We start from the raw sequence: 17,721 nt of genomic DNA, 5'->3' as shown, positions 1-17,721 counted from the left end.
ATTCAAGAATCAATGAAACTTTTTTAATTTATTCATTACAACAACTGAAGCTGCCAAATCTTGAATTCCTACACCAACAAGTTTTGCCACTGTTATTTTATTCTCAGAGTTTTGAAATGCTTTATTCTGAAAAGCAGCACCAAACTCTATCGTTTTATCAATTAGATTTGGTTTAGATTCAATTGCATGCGAAAGTTCCCCATATTTTTTATTTAGTTCAAAACTATCAATAAAAATATTATCAGCGAAATTAAAACAATCGCTATCTATTTCATTTTTATAAACATCATCAGAACCAACTGCAGTTACATGTTGGCCTTTTTGAAGCCATTTACCCTTTACAAGAGGTCTTTTACTTGACGTAGTGGTAATAATTATCTCAGATTCTTTTACTGCATTTTCTGCGCTATCAACTAAATTTACATTCAAGCCAGGATAAGAATGAGTAAGTTTTTTTTTTAATGAAAGTGCTTTTTCCTTGCTTCGACCATAAATGGCAAGTTTATTAATCTGTCTTAGTTTTGCTAAAGCAAATACTTGATAATATGCTTGTATGCCAGTACCAATAACAGCAACTGATGTTGAAGATTTAGAGGCCACAAAATCAGTAATAATAGCTCCTGCTGCTGCAGTTCTTAAATCTGTAATAAAGCCTTTATCATTTAAAATAGCAGCAGGAAACCCTGTTTTACCATCAAAAAGAAAAATAGCGCCACTATAAGGTGATAGGTTTTGCTTAGCATTATCAGGAAACATAGAAACTACCTTTATAGAAAAGTAGTCATACCCTTTAATAGCGGCTGTCTTTATGTGTGTATCCGCGTTATTAGGAAAGTGAAGTAAACTTACTGGAACCCCAATAAGGGATGACGAATTATAATCAATAAATGCACGTTTTACTGGTTCAAATAAATCTTCTATTTTTAATAACTCCTTTATTTGTTCGTAGGTTATATCTATCATTTCTCGACCAAATTTTCTAAAACAAAAGATTCAAACTGTTCTAATGCCTCAGGTATTTTTTGTCTACCAAAACCTATTCTAAAATAGCCATTAAAATCATAAACACCACCCGGAAGTATTAAAACCCCCTTTTTTTTGATAGCTTGTTCAGCAAAAGCCATGTCATTAATCTCAAAGTGCATTTTTACAAAAGCTATCGGTCCAGCATTAGGTTTATACCAAGAAAAAAAGTCTGCGTATTTTGTGAAAAATGTATCATAAAGCGGCAGATTATGTTGTATTATTTTTAGATTTTTATTTAAAATAGCATGCCTATTTCTTAATGCAATACCTGCTAAAAATTCGCTTGGTCCAGCATTACAAATGGTTGTATATTCTTTAAGCATGGTAACTTTTTCTAAAATGGTTCGGTTTTGTGTTGCTAACCAACCTATTCTTAATCCTGGTAAACTATAAGCTTTGGACATTACACCTATTGAAACACCATTTTCATAAGCATCAGCAAAAGCAGGAATTGCAAATGAAGGTTTATGTTCTAATTCTCTGTAAACTTCATCGCAAAAAATTATGATATTGTTGATTCTTGCAAGTTCTATAATTGCTTGTTGTTCTTCTTTTGTAAATAAAAACCCAGTAGGATTATGAGGTGCATTTAAATAAATAACTTTGGTTTTGTTAGTAATCATTTTTTTTAAAGCTTCTATATCAAAACAAGGTATGTTTTTTTCGTATTGTACACTCCAACTCAAAACCTTGCAACCTATACTTTCTGGTACAGATTGTAAAGATTGGTAACAAGGTATTTGGACTATAACTTCATCGTCTGAATTTAGAACAGCATGAGAAAACAAGAAAATTGGTTCTTGTGCCCCTGTACATACTGCTAAATCATCAGGAGTTATTTTACTGTAAATTTTAGAAATATCTCGCCTTAGTTCTGGACTACCTTGGGTATGTGTGTAACCCAACCACATGTTTTCAAATGCTTCTTTTGCTTCCCTTTCTAAAGAGAGTAAATCGGCAATTGTCATTGCTTCACAATCAGAATTACACAACGAATATTTAGCAGTATGTTCATGTAAGGTATAATACCTTTCGAGTTTGAATGGTTGGATATTCATCTTTTATTTTTTTATATGTCTTTTCCTTTTTAATCTTCGATATTGCTTTTCGATAAAAAAAACAAACCGATTTTTTATACTTTTGACTTAATAATATCTTATACTAAACATTCATTTTTGCAACTAATTCCTTAAATATTTTATAGGCTACCATTGCAGTCATATTATGCAAATCTCTTATTGGATTATACTCCACTATATCTGCTCCAATAATTTCGCTAGGTATATTTTGAATAATGTTGATTATTTGTCTACTAGTCATTCCTCCTAGCTCATGATGTGACACTCCAGGTGCAAATGCAGGATCTAAAACATCTAAATCAATAGAAACATAAAGAGGCGAAGGCAAATTTTGAATAAAATTAAAATCAAAATCTTTCATTTCTATAATATTAACTCCAAATTTGATGGCTTGTTCTCTTTGATGCGTATTCAGTGTTCTTATACCAACTTGTGTTAACGAATTGATTCTGTTACTTTCCATTAATCTTGCAAAAGGTGAAGCATGGGAGAATGGATTATTATCAAACGCATCATACAAGTCTGCGTGGGCATCTAAATGTAAGATATTCAAGTTAGCATTTTTCTCTGTAAAAGCACTAATAATAGGGTAACTTATAGAGTGATCTCCGCCAAAGGAAATAACCTTACTTTTATCACTTATTAAATGCTTTATTTTACTTTCAATGTTATTAAAAGCTGCTTTTGCATTTGTATACTCAAAATGCATATCACCACAATCTAGATAATTTACGTTTTCTTTTACTTCTAACCCAGTTTCTGAAAACGAATTCGCAGAGCCTTCTCTATCCATCAATCTAATTCGCTCAGGAGCAAAAGAAGGGCCTTTAAGAAAAGAAGAATTTGCATCAAAAGGTATACCTATTAATTTTATCATTGTTGAATATTTTGTTCTCGTAATTTCGAAAACACTTATAACACACTCATAATCAATCTACAATATTTTAATATTTACTTCCTAAAGTAATTCCAGTTTATGAATATGGTGTAATGACCGACAATCGTTTAGCTAAGCTGCCTTTTAATGCAGTTTAGGTGTTATTGTAGATTGTTTTTAATTTTCAAATATCATTTTAAAGTCGGGAATTATATCCACATCATTTTTCCAGTCTTCTTTTACGAATTCATCAATTCTTCCCATTACTTGGTATTCAGGTTGGAAATCATGATATTTCCATAGAGCCAGAATACAAGCAATTCCAACAGAAGCATTATTTGTGTCAATAAAAATTCTCCCTTCAAGCTTTTTAACAGTTATATCTAATTTGTCTGAAATATTCAGCTTTTCTAAGCCTATATCTAACGCTTGCTTCGCAGATTTATTCCAATTTTCGTGCCCACCTTCAATTAAACCTTGAGATCTGAATGGAATTTTCTCAGAATCAATTATAATTCTATTCGTTTTCAAGTTATTGGGTGAAATCTCTAACTCTACGGATGAGCCCGTCATTACACCATCGTAAATCTTTAAATATTTATGTTCAACTTTTGTCATGTAAAATGAGCTACAACGTGTTTGTGTATGATTTCGTTGCGTGTTTCAGTAACTAATTTAGTAAATACAAACCGAATAGAAAATCCGCGAGGATTTTCGTAAGTAAGCCTGCACTAGCAATGAATTATACACGGCTTAAGTTAGCATTTTATTAAATTAGAAACTTAATCATACAGAACCAAAGAGCGGAATAAGGTTATGATATACGCAGAGACTTTGATCTCGTCAACATTGATAATCCCTGCTCTTTTCTATGTTAAATTCGTTCAGTTCTATGAAGCTTTAGACTTCGATTTCAAGTTGTTGAATTCACAATAGATAGGTTCTTTACAATCCTTTTTTCTTATGAATAAAGATATAAAATATTTAGGAATTGACATTAGTAAAGATTTCTTTGATGTATGTGATAATAACTTAGCGTATTATCAATTTAAGAACAATCTTTCTGGTTTCAGAAAGTTAGTTAAATTACTGGATTCAAATACCATTTGCGTTATGGAAGCCACAGGATATTATCATACTCGATTAGCTTATTTTTTGTTGGAGTTAGGTTTTGGAGTTAGTGTGGTTAATCCATTAAAAATAAAACGTTATATCCAAATGGACTTATCGAAAATAAAGACTGATAAGAGTGATGCAAAAATGATTCAACTTTACGGAAAAGATCGTAGACCTAAGTTGTGGATTGGTCAATCGGATACTCAACAAGAAAGTCTCCAGTTATTGCGTATGCTCAGTATTTATAGTAAACAAAGTACTCAGTTAAAAAACAAAATACATGGAGAAGAAGTTTTAGGGTATCCATCAAAAGTTGTTGTTAACTCTTTGAATAGAAGTTTGAAAAAACTCAAAAAAGAAATGGAGGTTTTAGAAAAAGCATTAAATGATAATGTGAAAAAAGAATACCAAGAATCACTAACTTTATTAAAAAGCATTCCAGGAATAGGAGATAAAACAGCTTTAATGTTATTGGTTTTTACAGATGGTTTTCATCGTTTTGAAAGCTCGAAAGAACTATGTAGTTACGCTGGGTTAACACCAATAATAAGACAGAGTGGAAGTAGTGTTAAAGGAAGACCAAGGATTAGTAAAATGGGCAATCCAAAACTGAGGAATTTACTATTTATGTGCAGTTTCAATGCTTGTAAATACAACCAAGGGTGCAAAGCGCTTTACGATAGAATTGTAGCGAAAGGAAAAAGTAAAAAACTAGCTTTAATAGCAGTATGCAACAAATTACTAAAACAAGCATTTTCTATTGTCAAAAATGGTGTTCCATACAACAATCAGTACAAGAGTACTTTGGTTAATAATTAAGGAAGTTTTATTTGGTTTTTACCTCAGTTCTTTGTTGTAGCACGTTTTTTATCACATTTCTGCCTTGTAAAGATTATCCATATTCTTTAATTTTCGCCCTAAAATATTTTCTGCATTGTCTTTTCCGTTTGCTTTTTCATCAGAACTCAATTCGTCTTCCAATTCTTGTATTTCTTTAACAATTGATTGTTGTTGAAAATATGAAAAGTCCTTTTTAAATTCATTAAATATTAAGAACCAAGCATAACTTTTGGCTAAATCTTTTTTGACATCAGTTCCATCTCGATACATATAAGCTAAATTCAATCGAGCTGATGTGATTTTTCCACTTCGTGCTAAATTTTCAGGATTTTCTAATTTCCCTAATCTTATTGCCCATTCGAGCATTTTTTCAAGATTTTTTTCAGTTCCCATACCGTCTTTGTAGCAACTTACTACATTTAGCATACAAGTTGGGTCATCATTCTCACTACATTCTAATGCGTACTGAAAGGCTTTTTCATAATTCAATTCGGCATTTTTTCCTGTAGCGTGAGCCATCATCATTTTATAAAGTCCATCATTCCATCCTTGTTTAGCGGATTTTAAATACCAATCAAATGCTTGACTTTCGTTTTTCTCAACTCCGTATCCATATTCTAAAGACACTCCAAGATTATATTGTGCTTCAGCGTTTCCTAATTCAGCGGATTTTTTTATCAAAGGATAAGATTTTTCAAAGTTTTGAGCTTTTAAAAATTCTTTTGATTGTTCATTCAATTCGTTGGCAGTTTGTCCGTAAGAAAAAGCAACGAATATTGATAAAATAAAAAATGCTAAATACTTTCTCATAGTTTTCTTAAATGTGCTACAACGGTTGTGTATATGGCTTGTAGCGTGTAAATTAGCGATTATTTTTTGGTTGAGCACAAGCCAGATTTTTAAATTTTACTATTTATCTTTTTTATTGGAAATCGTCAAATTTAAAAATTTGGCGACTTTCCAAATATGCCTTAACTTCGTTTAAGCAACTGATTAGCTATGAGCTATATACGTCTTAAGTTAGCATTTTATTAAATTAGAAACTTAATCATACAGAACCAAAGAGCGGAATAAGGTTATGATATACGCAGAGACTTTGATCTCGTCAACATTGATAATCCCTGCTCTTTTCTATGTTAAATTCGTTCAGTTCTATGAAGCTTTAGACTTCGATTTCAAGTTGTTGAATTCACTATAGATAGGTTCTTTACAATCCTTTTTTCTTATGAATAAAGATATAAAATATTTAGGAATTGACATTAGTAAAGATTTCTTTGATGTATGTGATAATAACTTAGTGTATTATCAATTTAAGAACAATCTTTCTGGTTTCAGAAAGTTAGTTAAATTACTGGATTCAAATACCATTTGCGTTATGGAAGCTACAGGATATTATCATACTCGATTAGCTTATTTTTTGTTGGAGTTAGGTTTTGGAGTTAGTGTGGTTAATCCATTAAAAATAAAACGTTATATCCAAATGGACTTATCGAAAATAAAGACTGATAAGAGTGATGCAAAAATGATTCAACTTTACGGAAAAGATCGTAGACCTAAGTTGTGGATTGGTCAATCAGATACTCAACAAGAATGTCTCCAGTTATTACGTATGCTCAGTATTTATAGTAAACAAAGTACTCAATTAAAAAACAAAATACATGGAGAAGAAGTTTTAGGGTATCCATCAAAAGTTGTTATTAACTCTTTAAATAGGAGTTTGAAAAAACTCAAAAAAGAAATGGAAGTTCTAGAAAAAGCTTTAAATGATAATGTAAAAAAAGAATACCAAGAATCACTAACTTTATTAAAAAGCATTCCAGGAATAGGAGATAAAACAGCTTTAATATTATTAGTTTTTACAGATGGTTTTCATCGTTTTGAAAGCTCGAAAGAACTATGTAGTTACACTGGGTTAACACCTATAACAAGACAGAGTGGAAGTAGTATTAAAGGAAGACCAAGGATTAGTAAAATGGGCAATCCAAAACTGAGGAATTTACTATTTATGTGCAGTTTCAATGCTTGTAAATACAACCAAGGGTGCAAAGCGCTTTACGATAGAATTGTAGCGAAAGGAAAAAGTAAAAAACTAGCTTTAATAGCAGTATGCAACAAATTACTAAAACAAGCATTTTCTATTGTCAAAAATGGTGTTCCATACAACAATCAGTACAAGAGTACTTTGGTTAATAATTAAGGAAGTTTTATTTGGTTTTTACCTCAGTTCTTTGTTACAAGCTGGCCTTTCTCCATTTGAATAGTAAATCTTTCTTTCTATCGTCCCAATCGTGTAATCTAAATTCAGTCACATCTTCGATACGATAAATGACGTTCCCTTCGTCTTCCCCCATTTTCCCTACACAGTTAATTTCAAAGTCAGTCTTAGTTGCTTTTTTTATGAATCCTGAAAAATATCCACCATTAATTTCCAAACTCACGAGTGTTTCGCTATTTTTTGCTAATTGATTTATTAATTCGGACTGCCATTCTTCTGTCGAGTTCAGTTGTGGTTTAAATTCAGGTTCTTTTTCTAAAATTGCAGAGTATTCTATTAGATATTCCATTGCTTTTGCATAATCATCCTTTACATCGATACTTTGTATTCCCGCAATTTGTAAAGTAATGATTCCGTCTGTTTTTCCGTATTTGGTGAAGTGTTGAAAAACAACTAAATCCTCATTGAAATCAACAACATAACCAGATAAAAAACCGTTGTCGTCTCCATATTGCCAAATTCCAATAATTTCTTTTTCTGCTTTAGATTTAGCTAATATTTCGTGAAATAATGTTCCTTCCATAATGTTTTTATCGGCTTGCTTGTAACGTTTAGTATAAGAAGCGTAGGGCAGGTGATAAGCGACACGTTTCGGTTTATTACTTAGCTAAATATAAATATTTTGTTTTTATCTTTTCTTCTATAAACGCCAAATTTTATATTTAGCGGACTTTGTTAATATGCACAGACTTTTCGTTTTATCACAAATGCCCTATGTTTTTTATACACTGTTGAACTAATCCTCGTTACCTCGGAAGCTTTTTTTGAAATGTTTTAAAAATAGTTAAATTTATGATTCAAAATTAAATAAGATGTATAAAAAAAAGTAAAACAATTTTAGAAACCTCTTTAGAGCAGGTTCCTGATTTTTCTATTGTCGTTAAAAAATTAACCAAAAGCTTTTCAATTAACGGTAAATCATCAAGTACATTAAATAATTATCTACGCTGTTTAGCCCACATAACCTTACATTTTAAGGTTAGCCCAGAAACTTTAGATAATGAACAAATCAATGATTATCTTTTTCATTGTCAAAACCTTCACAAAACCCCCTCTGAAAGTTTTTTTAAGCATACCGTTTTCGGACTCCGTGCCATTTATAAGGTACTGGGAATGGAGCAAAAGCGCATAGCGCTTCCTCAAATAAAAAGGCAAAAAGATTTACCTATTGTACTTAACAAACAAGAAGTTCGAGAATTGTTAAAAGCACCTAAGTATCTTAAACATCGCCTTATTTTAGGTATGTTGTACGGTTGTGGTTTACGGAGTTATGAGCTATGTGGGTTGCTTCAATCTGATGTTGATTTTAATCGGAAAACTGTATTTATTAGAAAAAAAAAGGTAAGACAGATCGTTATGTTCCTTTAAGTACTCTTTTAATAAGAGGTTTAAGATGTTATTTGAAAACAGAAAACCCTGTAAAATATCTATTTAACAGTCAGGTTACTAAAGACGGAGCTGCTCAGCCAATAACAGTCAGAGCCATTCAATGGATACTCAAAGAGAATCGGGCTAAAGTGAATACAAAAAAGAAATTTACAGCGCATACACTACGTCATTCTTATGCAACACACTTACTAGAAGATGGTGTTAATATTATTAGCTTAAAAGAACTTCTAGGGCATGCTCATATAGAAACCACCATGATCTATTTACATGTTGCCAACTCAGGGAGTTCAAAAAAGTACAGTCCACTAGATACCTTATACACAGAGTAATGCTAGTAAAACATACGTTAGCAGGAGTGTTGAATTTAGAAGAAAATCATTTAAAAGAACTATCTAGAAGTAGTTGGCATGAAAGAACGCTGCATGCGATAAGAAAATGCCGTACCAAAGCGCTAGGAGGACATTTAGATTGGTGTAAATCATGTGATAAACTGCATCTACAATTCAATTCTTGTCGCAATAGACATTGCCCTACTTGTCAAGGTCATAAACAACAGCAATGGATTGAAGGTAGATCTAGAGAGTTATTACCAGTTCCTTATTTTCATGTCGTTTTTACCTTGCCCGATAATTTAAACTCAGTGGCACTTCAATATCCGAAAGAGCTATATAAAATACTGTTTGATAGTGCTTGGAAAACCTTGGTTGCTTTTGGAAATAATCCCAAGGATCTAGGCGCTAAAATTGGAATGATTGCTGTGTTACATACTTGGGGACAAAATTTAAGCTTACATCCTCATTTACATTGTATTGTTCCTAAAGGAGGAATAACAAAGGCAGGGAATTGGAAAAAAGGAAAAAACAAGGATGATTTCTTATTCAGTATAAAGGCTTTAAGTGTAAAGTTTAGAGGTGTTTTTGTTGCTGAATTAAGAAAAACAATTCCAAACTTACCACAATCACTCTATGACAAATTATTTAAACACAAATGGGTTATCTATGCAAAACCTCCTTTTGGTAACCCAAAAAACGTGCTAGAATATCTAGGAAGATACACACATAAGATAGCTATTAGTAATCATCGAATACAGGCTATTGATAAACAAAAAGGCACCGTTACTTTTCGTGTTAAGAACTACAAGAAAGGTGGTCAAGTAAGTAATTTAACTTTAAAAACCAAAGAGTTTATACGTCGTTTTCAACAACATATTTTACCTAAAGGATTTACTAGAATTAGACATTATGGTATTTTAAGTAGTAGTTGGAAAAAAGAAAAATTACCTCGTTTACAAATGCTATTAGCAGATAAAGAGAAAGACTGTATTGATGTTATTATTACGAAAGAGAAAAGTGTACATCGCTGTTGCCCGATTTGTAAAAAGCCAGGTCTAGTCACATTAATAATTTTTGATAGTAGAGGTCCTCCTAAAAAATATAAAGAACTGGTTATTAGTAAAATTAAAAAACACATATTATAAAATTATCTTCAAAAAAGAGGACTGGACCACTAATGCTTAGATCTGAGATTTTTACCTAAAAAAGCGATTACAAGAAGAATAATAAGTGCTGAAAATAAAAACCAAGGCTATGAAATCCGAAAACCAAGAGAATAATCACTGAAAAACCACTAAATAAATTACTAAAATTAAACTGAATTGATCGTTTTCCCCCTTATGGAATACGGATCAGTCAACAAGGCATATAGCGTTAGCCTATCGGCACGCCATATGCTTAGTTATTAGGGTGCGTTTTTATTCGTCTTTGCTATTTTTTTAACGTATTTAATTCGTTGAATATGCCCATTTCTTGAAGTTTCTTTAATTGTCAAGTCAACCGAGTGTTCAAACGTATGCGGTAGAGGACAAATTCCGTTATTTTTAACCTGAATACCTGTAACTCTTGGATTTTTGGTACAATAATGTGTCTTGTCAAAATTTATTTTTAGTCCACGATTCCGCAGTTCTTCTAAAATTCTGTTTGTTTTTGGTTTAAAATCCGATGGACTCGAAAAGGTAATATCATCAACGTATATTGAAACTTTGAGTCCCTCTAGTTGATACTTTTCAAAAAGGTCGTCACAGCTATGATATACAACTAATGATGCCAAAAATGAAGAAGTAGGGCAACCTTGAGGAATCGCTCCTTCTTTTGTGCAAATTCGAGTTATCAATCTTGCAACATCTGGGTAAAACCCCTCTTTTCTAAGTGCATTTTCAACACTTTTAAAGTGAACTGAAGGGTAGAAATTTTTTAAATCGGTAAGAAAAAAATATTTATTTCCTTGATGAATACGTGCATTTAGAACGGCATCTTTATTTTTTAACCCACCAAAAAAATATTCTGGTAATTTTATCTTATATAAAACGTTGACTAAAAGGTTGGATTGTAAATCTTTTAATTTCTTAATTGGAGCATTTATCGGTCTTGTTAGTGCAACACCATTTTCAAATCTCGGTTGTTTGTTATCATCTGTTTTTGGTTCGTCCCAATTTCTATAAAATTTGCTTTCAGTTGAATCTATAGAAGAAGATAATTTGAGTAAAATATCTTTATCGATTTTTAAAGTATACGCTAAATCTTTTACCCTTTTTTTCATTTCAAATAGTTATGAAATGAATACATCACTTATCAATCCTTTGATTGAAGGCTCTAACATAGCGTATGCATCTTGTTTAGAATCAGCAATATCTTCCTTGTCGAGTGAAAAGAAAACTAAAACAGGCATAGGAATAGAAAGAGCATTAGCAATCTGTTTTAAAATGCTTAATGTAGGCTCTTTTCTACCTTTTTCAATTGATGAAAGGTAAGATTGAGACAAGCCACATTTAACAGCAAAATCGGTCTGTTTTAAACCTTTTTGCTGTCTTAAATCTTTTATGGCAGTACCTATATTCATAGTGATATTTGTTTTAAAAAAAAAATGAGAAGTGGGAATTAGAATAACTTAGTGATATCATCAATTCCGAAGAATTTCAAAAATCTAAGAAGTAGGGAGAGAACTTTCAAAAGTTCGTCTGGACTATTGTCCGTTTCGTTGTTTGACATCTCTTCCAACTCTACTAAAATTGCATTTAATAAAGTTTTATCCTCTTCCGAGAACGCGTACCCGCTCTTAGCGAGTAATGACTTCACTCCACTTTGGAGTTGGTCAATTCTGTGTTTGTGTTTCATACTGTATCGTATTTATTAATTAAAAATGGGAGCACTATGCTTCCTGCTTAATTAGCTGCGTGAACCCATATAGGATACAGTCCTACGACACTTCTCGATTTCCTGCTTAAATAAAAAAAAATAAAACCTCTAATACTGATTTGATTCCTCTTTAAGCAATTTTGTAAGGGGTTGAATAACCTTAAAAGCTGTCTTCTGTTCATCTTCTCTTTCGAGTTGTACATCAGTTCAGTCGTTAAGTCTCTTGTTGCCTTTACAAAGACCCTTTACGGGTGGAGGGAAAAAACCCTCTTCAATAGTTTTAAAATAAAAACTCTTGGGTTCACTACACAAACATTTCAAAGAACTACAATGCAAATATACACAAAATATTTCTGTGAGCAATAAAATATTTAAAAAAGAGTGAAATATTTTCTGTGAGAAATAAAATAAGGAAAAGTTTTTTGTTGATTTCCTTATGTTTTTAATGCTTGACTGAGATTTTTTTCAAATGCACCCTAACGTTTGGGGTATGGTTTGTTGTGATGTTTTGGCTCTAAATTAGTAAATAAAAACCAAATTTTGTTTATGCGTTTGTTTTTCTAAATTACCACTTTAGCCGCAATAAAATATACCCTCTTGTTGTGTGTAGCCTTTTAATTTTCGTGCCAATATATTTTTTTCAATTCATATATCTCTTTAGATTTATTCAGTTTGAATTCAATTGTATTACCTTTAAAACAATTAATCGATTCGGTCTTATCTATTCCCCAAGAGGTGATTTTAACAACATTCGAATCACTAAAGTCATAATCAAAAGTCAAAAAATAATCTTCCATTTCCAATAAACATTCTTCAGATTGCTTTTTTAACAAATAGTCTATTCCTTTTCCAAATAATTTTTCAAACTCAATTTTGTCTAAATTATTTCCATCATATATAAAGGTGTTTATGTCATTCCCGTCTCCCACAATATCGTTTGTAATGACAATATTCTTTCCCGAATTAAGTTCCAATACTGACAACGTCCAGAAGCCATCCACAACTTGAATTCCTAAAGTATTTGGCTTAATATATTTAATATTATTGTACATTTCTGTTGAGTCAATTAGAAAATTGTTTTTCTCAATAAATTGTACAGTTTTAAGTCGTTCTTCTGCTGTCCATTCCCAACTAGCCATTGCTTCTTTTGGTAAGACTTTTAGTATTTCAAGTAACTTTCTATTGGCTGGATAATCTATTAATATTGTATCTTTATATTCATGCTTGTTGATACTGTTTATATTTTTAAGTTCGGCTGAATTATTTTCAATCTTTTTAATTTCTAAAATACTTCTACTGTTATTAATTCTATTTTCTTTTTTATCGGTTTTGCAACTCCATAAGATTAGTACAATTAAAAAGATTTGTATTTGTTTCATTTTAGTCTTGGGTTACACACAACGTCTCGGCTATGGTTAGTACGGGAATTAAAAAGCAATTAATTTCCGTTTAAGCACCAAATCCCGTATTAATTATAGCTTTTGTTAGGCAATGTTCTATATTTAATTATTCTTTTTGTTTTTTCATACAAAGTACCATTTGTGTTGTATGTCTTCTTTTCTATCCAATTTTTATTTTCATCATATTTATAAGAATAAGTCATTTTTTGGCTTCTATCTGGACCACTTCCAGATTCACTAATTAAGTTGTGGTAATTATCGTATGTATATTTCTCTATATATGATAAAGTATTTCCTGGATGAAAAAAGCGCTTTTCTTCCGTTTTATTTCCATAATCATCATATTTACGATGCCAAGAAGTTTCTATTCTATTTTGTTTATTGTAAAGACATTCTTTAATAATGTTATCAAATCTATCATAGAAAAATATATACTTACTTTCTAAAGAACCTAAATATTGTGATTCAATCATCCTGTTTTTTTCATCGTATTTATACTTCTCAATGATTTCCCATTTATCACTATACTTTACTCTATATTTTCTACCTATTGGATTATCATTATTACTGTACATATATTTTATTACCTCAATAGTATCTTTATCTTTATTAATCCTAATAAATTCATCAGGCTTATCTTTTTTATGAAAAGTATATATATCATATTTATATACTTTTAGAGGTGAACCACTTTCTTTTTTTATTAAATTTTGATTTTTGTCATAGTAATATTGAATTACCCTCGTTTCAATTTTTCCATCATAATTTTCTCTGTTATAAGTTTCTTTGATTATGTTACCATTTTCATTAAAATCAGTCTTTATAGAGACTTCAAATTTTAATTTTCCATCATTATTGTTTTCAACTTGGTCTTGCCTATAAGTTTCTGTATAATATGATTTAATATTATTTATTTTAATCTTTTCTATTTGTTTATTTGACCGTTTACAAGAAGATAAAATAACTATTGGAATTAATAAAAAAAATGTTTTGACTTTATTCATAGTTGATAAATGAATTTTTAAATCTGTTCGAGTCATCTTAGTTTTAATATTGCCTAACGGTCTCGTATAAGAATAGTAGCGGATTTTATGCACTTACTTTTCGGTTTATTACTGTTGTTTGTTTTATATAGTTCACTTACGTTTTAGAAATTAAACCGCTATTATTTTTATACAATGTTGGGCAATCGTGCTTTTATTTTAAAATTAATTTTGACGATACTATTTTGGTGTTTTCAAACCTTATTTTAACAAAGTAAATTCCTTTTCTGAAACTTGATAAATCAATTTTTATGTCAATTTTATTATCAGTAACCTCATAATAAATACTTTGGCCTAAAGCATTATATAATTCAATAGATTTAATTTTCTCAGAAACATTGGATTTAATATTTAGAAAATCAGTTGTCGGATTTGGGAATATTGATATTGTGTTTTCTAAACCAAATTCTGTTAAACTAAGTGTGCCTGTTGTTGTAAATTGATAAGTATCGGAATAGATTACATTACCACTATTAGTGGCAGCTAACCGGTAATAATAAGTTGTATTAGCTATTGGATTATTGATTGAACCATTTATTAAATTAGTATTATAACCGAAAGCATAATTTGGTGTTCCAGTCACTGATGAACCAAAACTGTCTGTAAGCCCGTATTCAAAATGAACATCTGTTAAAAAAGCACCATAAGGATTGATTAAACCTTTAATTTCCAGGGAATTGTTTTGAGTTTCTTCTATAGTTCCACTTACAATAATAATATTTCCTGAAAGATTAAAAACACCCTCGTCACTATAAATAGTTTCTCCATTATGAATGGCTTTTAATCTATAATAGTAATTTAAACTAGTATCTAAGCCGGTTATGGTAGTACTAACAAATGACGAACTATTAGCGTTAACTATTGATGGGTTAGTTACACTACTGTTTTCGTAATCAATACTTCCATATTCAAACATAATATCAGTTATATCTTGATGATAAGAAGTTAAATATGCTGATAACGTAACATCAGTGCCATTGATATTAGGACTGTAAAGATTTATATTGTATTCAGGGCGTGTAGTAAAAGATTGTATATTACCATAAATATCTTCCCCTTGATGTGTTGCCTTAATTCTGTAAAAATATTGTGTTTCAGGCTGTAGATTATCTAAACTTGCCGTAATATTTTCAGTCGTATTGCCATTGACCGTTACTGGTGTGCCAATTATATTATTATTTAGATTATCGGAACTTAGTCCGTATTCAAATTCGACATTTATAATATCATGCTGATTGGATACAATATTACCTGATATCTCTGCTGTAGTTGCTGTGTAGTTATATGTAAAATTTGTTGCTATTTCATAATCAGGAAGTGTTGTAAAACTTAGAACCTCACTATAACTTGTATTTGAACTCTGTATTCCAGATAATCTAAAATAGTATGTAGTGTTTGGCTCTAAACTAGCTAAATCAACAGAAACATTTAAAGACTCGTCTGAATTAATTGTATTTGGTGTTGTTGAAATACTATTACTGAAAGAGTAATCTAGACTGTATTCAAATTGAATGTTCGAAATAGATTCACCATTGGATGTGACATTACCAGTTAAATTAGCAATAGAATTAGATACATTCTCAGCAGAGTTGACATGTAGAATTATGGTTTCATATTCTATATCGCTTCTGTAAATTTTACCATTAGTACCAGCTGTATAGATTTTGTCATCAATAAGTTCTATTGAATTGATTATATATTGTTGTGTAAGATATTCCCAACTCACTCCGCCATTTTCTGTTTTATATAGTTTACCATCTTCATCAGCTACATAACCAACATTTTTAGAATAAAATTTAACTTGAGTATACCACTCATAAGGAATCTCTAATTCTTCCCAATTACTTCCACCATCATTAGTCTTATAAATTAAGCCTTGGTCACCGACAAAATACCCATTGTTTTCATCTACAAAATGAAATGCATTAATTTCTTCATCGACCTCTATGTTTACACTCCATGTTTCCCCACCATCAATAGTCTTATACATTCTACCATTGGAATATCCTATTCTATTTCCGTAACCAACCAAATCATTTACAAATTGGATTTGTCCAAATGATATTTGACTTAAAACTTGTGTCCAATTATTACCCCCGTTAACAGTTTTGTAAACTCTTCTATTATAAATATTTGAACCTGCACCTCCTGAGATAAAACCAATATTTTCGTTTATGAAATAAACTGTATAGGCTGGGTCAAGTCCATATATGTCTATTTCAGTCCACGTTTCTCCTCCATCGGTAGTTTTAAATAAATCTTCAACTGAACCACCTCCTATCGAAAAACCAATATTTTCATCTATAAAATGACTATCTACTGCCCAAGAGTAGTGATCTACTGAACTTAAGGATGTCCAATTGTCCCCAAAATCAGTTGTCTTATAGTAATTACTTCCAGATCTAGCAAAACCTGTTCCAGTATCAAATATTTTTAAATCATTAAAATCATTATAATTTTCAGAATGAGAAACCCAAGTATTACCACCATCTGTAGTTTTAATTATACGTCCACGCGCACCAGTTGCATAACCAATATTACTGTCCTGAAAATAAATGCCATACATAGAGGTATTGTAAACAAAACCATTTTGAAAAAAGATTTGGCTCCATGTATTACCTCCATCAATTGTTTTATATGTTGCTCCATGGTCTCCAGTTATAAAACCATTATTCTCGTCTAAAAAATGAAAATCGTAAATAGCTTCCCCTGGTCCTGAAATTTCTACCCAAGTTTCTCCAGCATCTGTAGTTTTATACATATCATCATGTTCTCTTGTTGCAAAACCAATATTCTCATTTATAAAATAAACCGTAAAATAATCTGAAGGGAAAGTGTTACTGTCGTCTTTTGTTGTATACCAATTTTCTCCACCATCTATGGTTTTTAGGATTATTCCATTGTTACAAACTGCATGCCCAACTAAAGAATTGGTAAAAGACGTTTTATTTACTGCAGAGTTTGGAATACTCAAACTTTCCCATGTAGTTCCTCCATCATCAGTCTTTACAATACTATTTGAAGTCGATAATATAATATTGTTATCATCAATTATATTAACAGTATTAAAGCTGATATTAAATCCTGTAGATATTTGACTCCATGATATTCCATTGTCAATAGATTTTAAGACGTATCCATAGTTTCCAACAATATAACCAGTTGCATTGTAGAAACTCATATCATTTCCACTAGAGATATTCTGTTTCTTTAACCAAGTGCTTCCAGCATCTATTGTTTCTAATAGCTCATTAGATGTTATTATATATCCAATATTATTTGTAACAAACTCAACATCTTTTCCAGTATTCGCTGTTGGCTTTGGATTTAGTAATTCCCAATTTGTTTGAGATTGCATTTTGTTAAAACACAAAATAGTGTATAATAGAATCAGTAGATTTTTTTTCATTTTCAAATTTTTAAGTTTATTTTTACCTAGTTCGATTTGCATGTTGCCCAACGTGTTCGTGTATGGTTAGTTGCGT

General features: G+C 30.9%; 17 protein-coding genes. 5 read left to right on the top strand and 12 right to left on the bottom strand.

What is annotated here, in order from left to right; all coding sequences use genetic code 11:
- Positions 1 to 9: 9 nt before the first annotated feature.
- From BLW23_RS09850 to BLW23_RS09835, 4 genes are all read right to left on the bottom strand, one after another.
- A complete protein-coding gene (locus BLW23_RS09850) occupies positions 10 to 963 on the bottom strand; it encodes an ornithine cyclodeaminase family protein (protein WP_093669289.1) in 954 nt (317 codons plus the stop codon).
- On the bottom strand, positions 960 to 1,994 hold the full coding sequence (locus tag BLW23_RS09845) for an aminotransferase class I/II-fold pyridoxal phosphate-dependent enzyme (RefSeq protein ID WP_218134039.1): 1,035 nt from the start codon (positions 1,992 to 1,994) through the stop codon (positions 960 to 962). Before BLW23_RS09845 ends, BLW23_RS09850 begins: the two co-directional genes overlap by 4 nt.
- A gap of 193 nt (positions 1,995 to 2,187) precedes the next feature.
- Positions 2,188 to 2,982, bottom strand: coding sequence for an agmatinase (gene speB, locus BLW23_RS09840; protein ID WP_093669284.1), 795 nt, complete (start codon positions 2,980 to 2,982; stop codon positions 2,188 to 2,190).
- A gap of 177 nt (positions 2,983 to 3,159) precedes the next feature.
- On the bottom strand, positions 3,160 to 3,600 hold the full coding sequence (locus tag BLW23_RS09835) for a hypothetical protein (protein WP_093669282.1): 441 nt from the start codon (positions 3,598 to 3,600) through the stop codon (positions 3,160 to 3,162).
- A gap of 345 nt (positions 3,601 to 3,945) precedes the next feature.
- Between BLW23_RS09835 and BLW23_RS09830 the strand changes: the two genes are divergently transcribed.
- Positions 3,946 to 4,917, top strand: coding sequence for an IS110 family RNA-guided transposase (locus BLW23_RS09830; RefSeq protein ID WP_093668139.1), 972 nt, complete (start codon positions 3,946 to 3,948; stop codon positions 4,915 to 4,917).
- A gap of 51 nt (positions 4,918 to 4,968) precedes the next feature.
- Here BLW23_RS09830 and BLW23_RS09825 read toward each other — a convergent pair whose 3' ends face one another.
- Positions 4,969 to 5,748, bottom strand: coding sequence for a tetratricopeptide repeat protein (locus BLW23_RS09825; RefSeq protein ID WP_093669280.1), 780 nt, complete (start codon positions 5,746 to 5,748; stop codon positions 4,969 to 4,971).
- Positions 5,749 to 6,163: 415 nt separating this feature from the next.
- Here BLW23_RS09825 and BLW23_RS09820 point away from each other — a divergent pair, with 415 nt between their 5' ends.
- Positions 6,164 to 7,135 (top strand): IS110 family RNA-guided transposase, encoded by a 972-nt coding sequence (locus tag BLW23_RS09820; protein ID WP_093669278.1) that lies wholly within the window; start codon positions 6,164 to 6,166, stop codon positions 7,133 to 7,135.
- Positions 7,136 to 7,169: 34 nt separating this feature from the next.
- On the opposite strand, the gene BLW23_RS09815 is transcribed toward BLW23_RS09820, so the two are convergent.
- The gene (locus BLW23_RS09815; protein ID WP_093669276.1) at positions 7,170 to 7,736 is read right to left on the bottom strand and encodes a hypothetical protein; all 567 of its coding nucleotides are present in this window, start codon (positions 7,734 to 7,736) and stop codon (positions 7,170 to 7,172) included.
- A 590-nt stretch (positions 7,737 to 8,326) separates the two neighbouring features.
- On the opposite strand from BLW23_RS09815, the gene BLW23_RS23665 reads away from it, so the two are divergent.
- Genes BLW23_RS23665 through BLW23_RS09805 form a run of 3 tightly spaced genes read left to right on the top strand, consistent with a single transcriptional unit; the run spans position 8,327 to position 10,079 of the window.
- Entirely contained in the window at positions 8,327 to 8,581 is a 255-nt protein-coding gene (locus BLW23_RS23665; protein ID WP_255362773.1) for a tyrosine-type recombinase/integrase, read from the top strand.
- A gap of 32 nt (positions 8,582 to 8,613) precedes the next feature.
- Entirely contained in the window at positions 8,614 to 8,931 is a 318-nt protein-coding gene (locus BLW23_RS23660; RefSeq protein WP_410529751.1) for a tyrosine-type recombinase/integrase, read from the top strand.
- On the top strand, positions 8,931 to 10,079 hold the full coding sequence (locus BLW23_RS09805; protein ID WP_093669274.1) for an IS91 family transposase: 1,149 nt from the start codon (positions 8,931 to 8,933) through the stop codon (positions 10,077 to 10,079). Before BLW23_RS23660 ends, BLW23_RS09805 begins: the two co-directional genes overlap by 1 nt.
- 260 nt (positions 10,080 to 10,339) lie before the next feature.
- Here BLW23_RS09805 and BLW23_RS09800 read toward each other — a convergent pair whose 3' ends face one another.
- From BLW23_RS09800 to BLW23_RS09775, 6 genes are all read right to left on the bottom strand, one after another.
- Positions 10,340 to 11,197: a reverse transcriptase family protein gene (locus tag BLW23_RS09800; RefSeq protein ID WP_093669272.1), complete on the bottom strand. Its 858-nt coding sequence runs from the start codon at positions 11,195 to 11,197 to the stop codon at positions 10,340 to 10,342.
- A 9-nt stretch (positions 11,198 to 11,206) separates the two neighbouring features.
- Positions 11,207 to 11,497: a helix-turn-helix domain-containing protein gene (locus BLW23_RS09795; protein WP_093669270.1), complete on the bottom strand. Its 291-nt coding sequence runs from the start codon at positions 11,495 to 11,497 to the stop codon at positions 11,207 to 11,209.
- A 38-nt stretch (positions 11,498 to 11,535) separates the two neighbouring features.
- On the bottom strand, positions 11,536 to 11,772 hold the full coding sequence (locus BLW23_RS09790) for a hypothetical protein (RefSeq protein WP_093669268.1): 237 nt from the start codon (positions 11,770 to 11,772) through the stop codon (positions 11,536 to 11,538).
- Positions 11,773 to 12,407: 635 nt separating this feature from the next.
- Positions 12,408 to 13,172, bottom strand: a complete 765-nt coding sequence (locus tag BLW23_RS09785) for a hypothetical protein (RefSeq protein WP_093669266.1) — start codon at positions 13,170 to 13,172, stop codon at positions 12,408 to 12,410.
- 89 nt (positions 13,173 to 13,261) lie between these two features.
- Positions 13,262 to 14,197 (bottom strand): RHS repeat domain-containing protein, encoded by a 936-nt coding sequence (locus BLW23_RS09780; RefSeq protein WP_143032138.1) that lies wholly within the window; start codon positions 14,195 to 14,197, stop codon positions 13,262 to 13,264.
- 193 nt (positions 14,198 to 14,390) lie between these two features.
- Positions 14,391 to 17,645 carry a YCF48-related protein gene (locus BLW23_RS09775; RefSeq protein ID WP_176829786.1) on the bottom strand — a complete coding sequence of 1,085 codons (3,255 nt, stop codon included), beginning with the start codon at positions 17,643 to 17,645 and terminating at the stop codon, positions 14,391 to 14,393.
- Between the last annotated feature and the right edge of the window lie 76 nt (positions 17,646 to 17,721).

It is taken from the genome of Tenacibaculum sp. MAR_2009_124, assembly GCF_900105455.1.
In the GTDB taxonomy this organism is placed as follows: Bacteria; Bacteroidota; Bacteroidia; order Flavobacteriales; family Flavobacteriaceae; genus Polaribacter.
The sequence above is the reverse complement of the archived record's forward strand: the minus strand, read 5'-3'. Positions and strand labels throughout refer to the sequence as shown.

Bases quoted from the DNA above. Each gene is read 5' to 3' on its own strand.
- BLW23_RS09775 (WP_176829786.1), bottom strand. From the start codon at position 17,645: ATGAAAAAAAATCTACTGATTCTATTATACACTATTTTGTGTTTTAAC.
- BLW23_RS23665 (WP_255362773.1), top strand. From the start codon at position 8,327: ATGGAGCAAAAGCGCATAGCGCTTCCTCAAATAAAAAGGCAAAAAGAT.
- BLW23_RS09815 (WP_093669276.1), bottom strand. From the start codon at position 7,736: ATGGAAGGAACATTATTTCACGAAATATTAGCTAAATCTAAAGCAGAA.
- BLW23_RS09800 (WP_093669272.1), bottom strand. From the start codon at position 11,197: ATGAAAAAAAGGGTAAAAGATTTAGCGTATACTTTAAAAATCGATAAA.
- BLW23_RS09780 (WP_143032138.1), bottom strand. From the start codon at position 14,197: ATGAATAAAGTCAAAACATTTTTTTTATTAATTCCAATAGTTATTTTA.
- BLW23_RS09845 (WP_218134039.1), bottom strand. From the start codon at position 1,994: ATGACAATTGCCGATTTACTCTCTTTAGAAAGGGAAGCAAAAGAAGCA.
- BLW23_RS09835 (WP_093669282.1), bottom strand. From the start codon at position 3,600: ATGACAAAAGTTGAACATAAATATTTAAAGATTTACGATGGTGTAATG.
- BLW23_RS09825 (WP_093669280.1), bottom strand. From the start codon at position 5,748: ATGAGAAAGTATTTAGCATTTTTTATTTTATCAATATTCGTTGCTTTT.
- BLW23_RS09805 (WP_093669274.1), top strand. From the start codon at position 8,931: ATGCTAGTAAAACATACGTTAGCAGGAGTGTTGAATTTAGAAGAAAAT.
- BLW23_RS09785 (WP_093669266.1), bottom strand. From the start codon at position 13,172: ATGAAACAAATACAAATCTTTTTAATTGTACTAATCTTATGGAGTTGC.
- BLW23_RS09830 (WP_093668139.1), top strand. From the start codon at position 3,946: ATGAATAAAGATATAAAATATTTAGGAATTGACATTAGTAAAGATTTC.
- BLW23_RS09820 (WP_093669278.1), top strand. From the start codon at position 6,164: ATGAATAAAGATATAAAATATTTAGGAATTGACATTAGTAAAGATTTC.
- speB (WP_093669284.1), bottom strand. From the start codon at position 2,982: ATGATAAAATTAATAGGTATACCTTTTGATGCAAATTCTTCTTTTCTT.
- BLW23_RS09795 (WP_093669270.1), bottom strand. From the start codon at position 11,497: ATGAATATAGGTACTGCCATAAAAGATTTAAGACAGCAAAAAGGTTTA.
- BLW23_RS09790 (WP_093669268.1), bottom strand. From the start codon at position 11,772: ATGAAACACAAACACAGAATTGACCAACTCCAAAGTGGAGTGAAGTCA.
- BLW23_RS09850 (WP_093669289.1), bottom strand. From the start codon at position 963: ATGATAGATATAACCTACGAACAAATAAAGGAGTTATTAAAAATAGAA.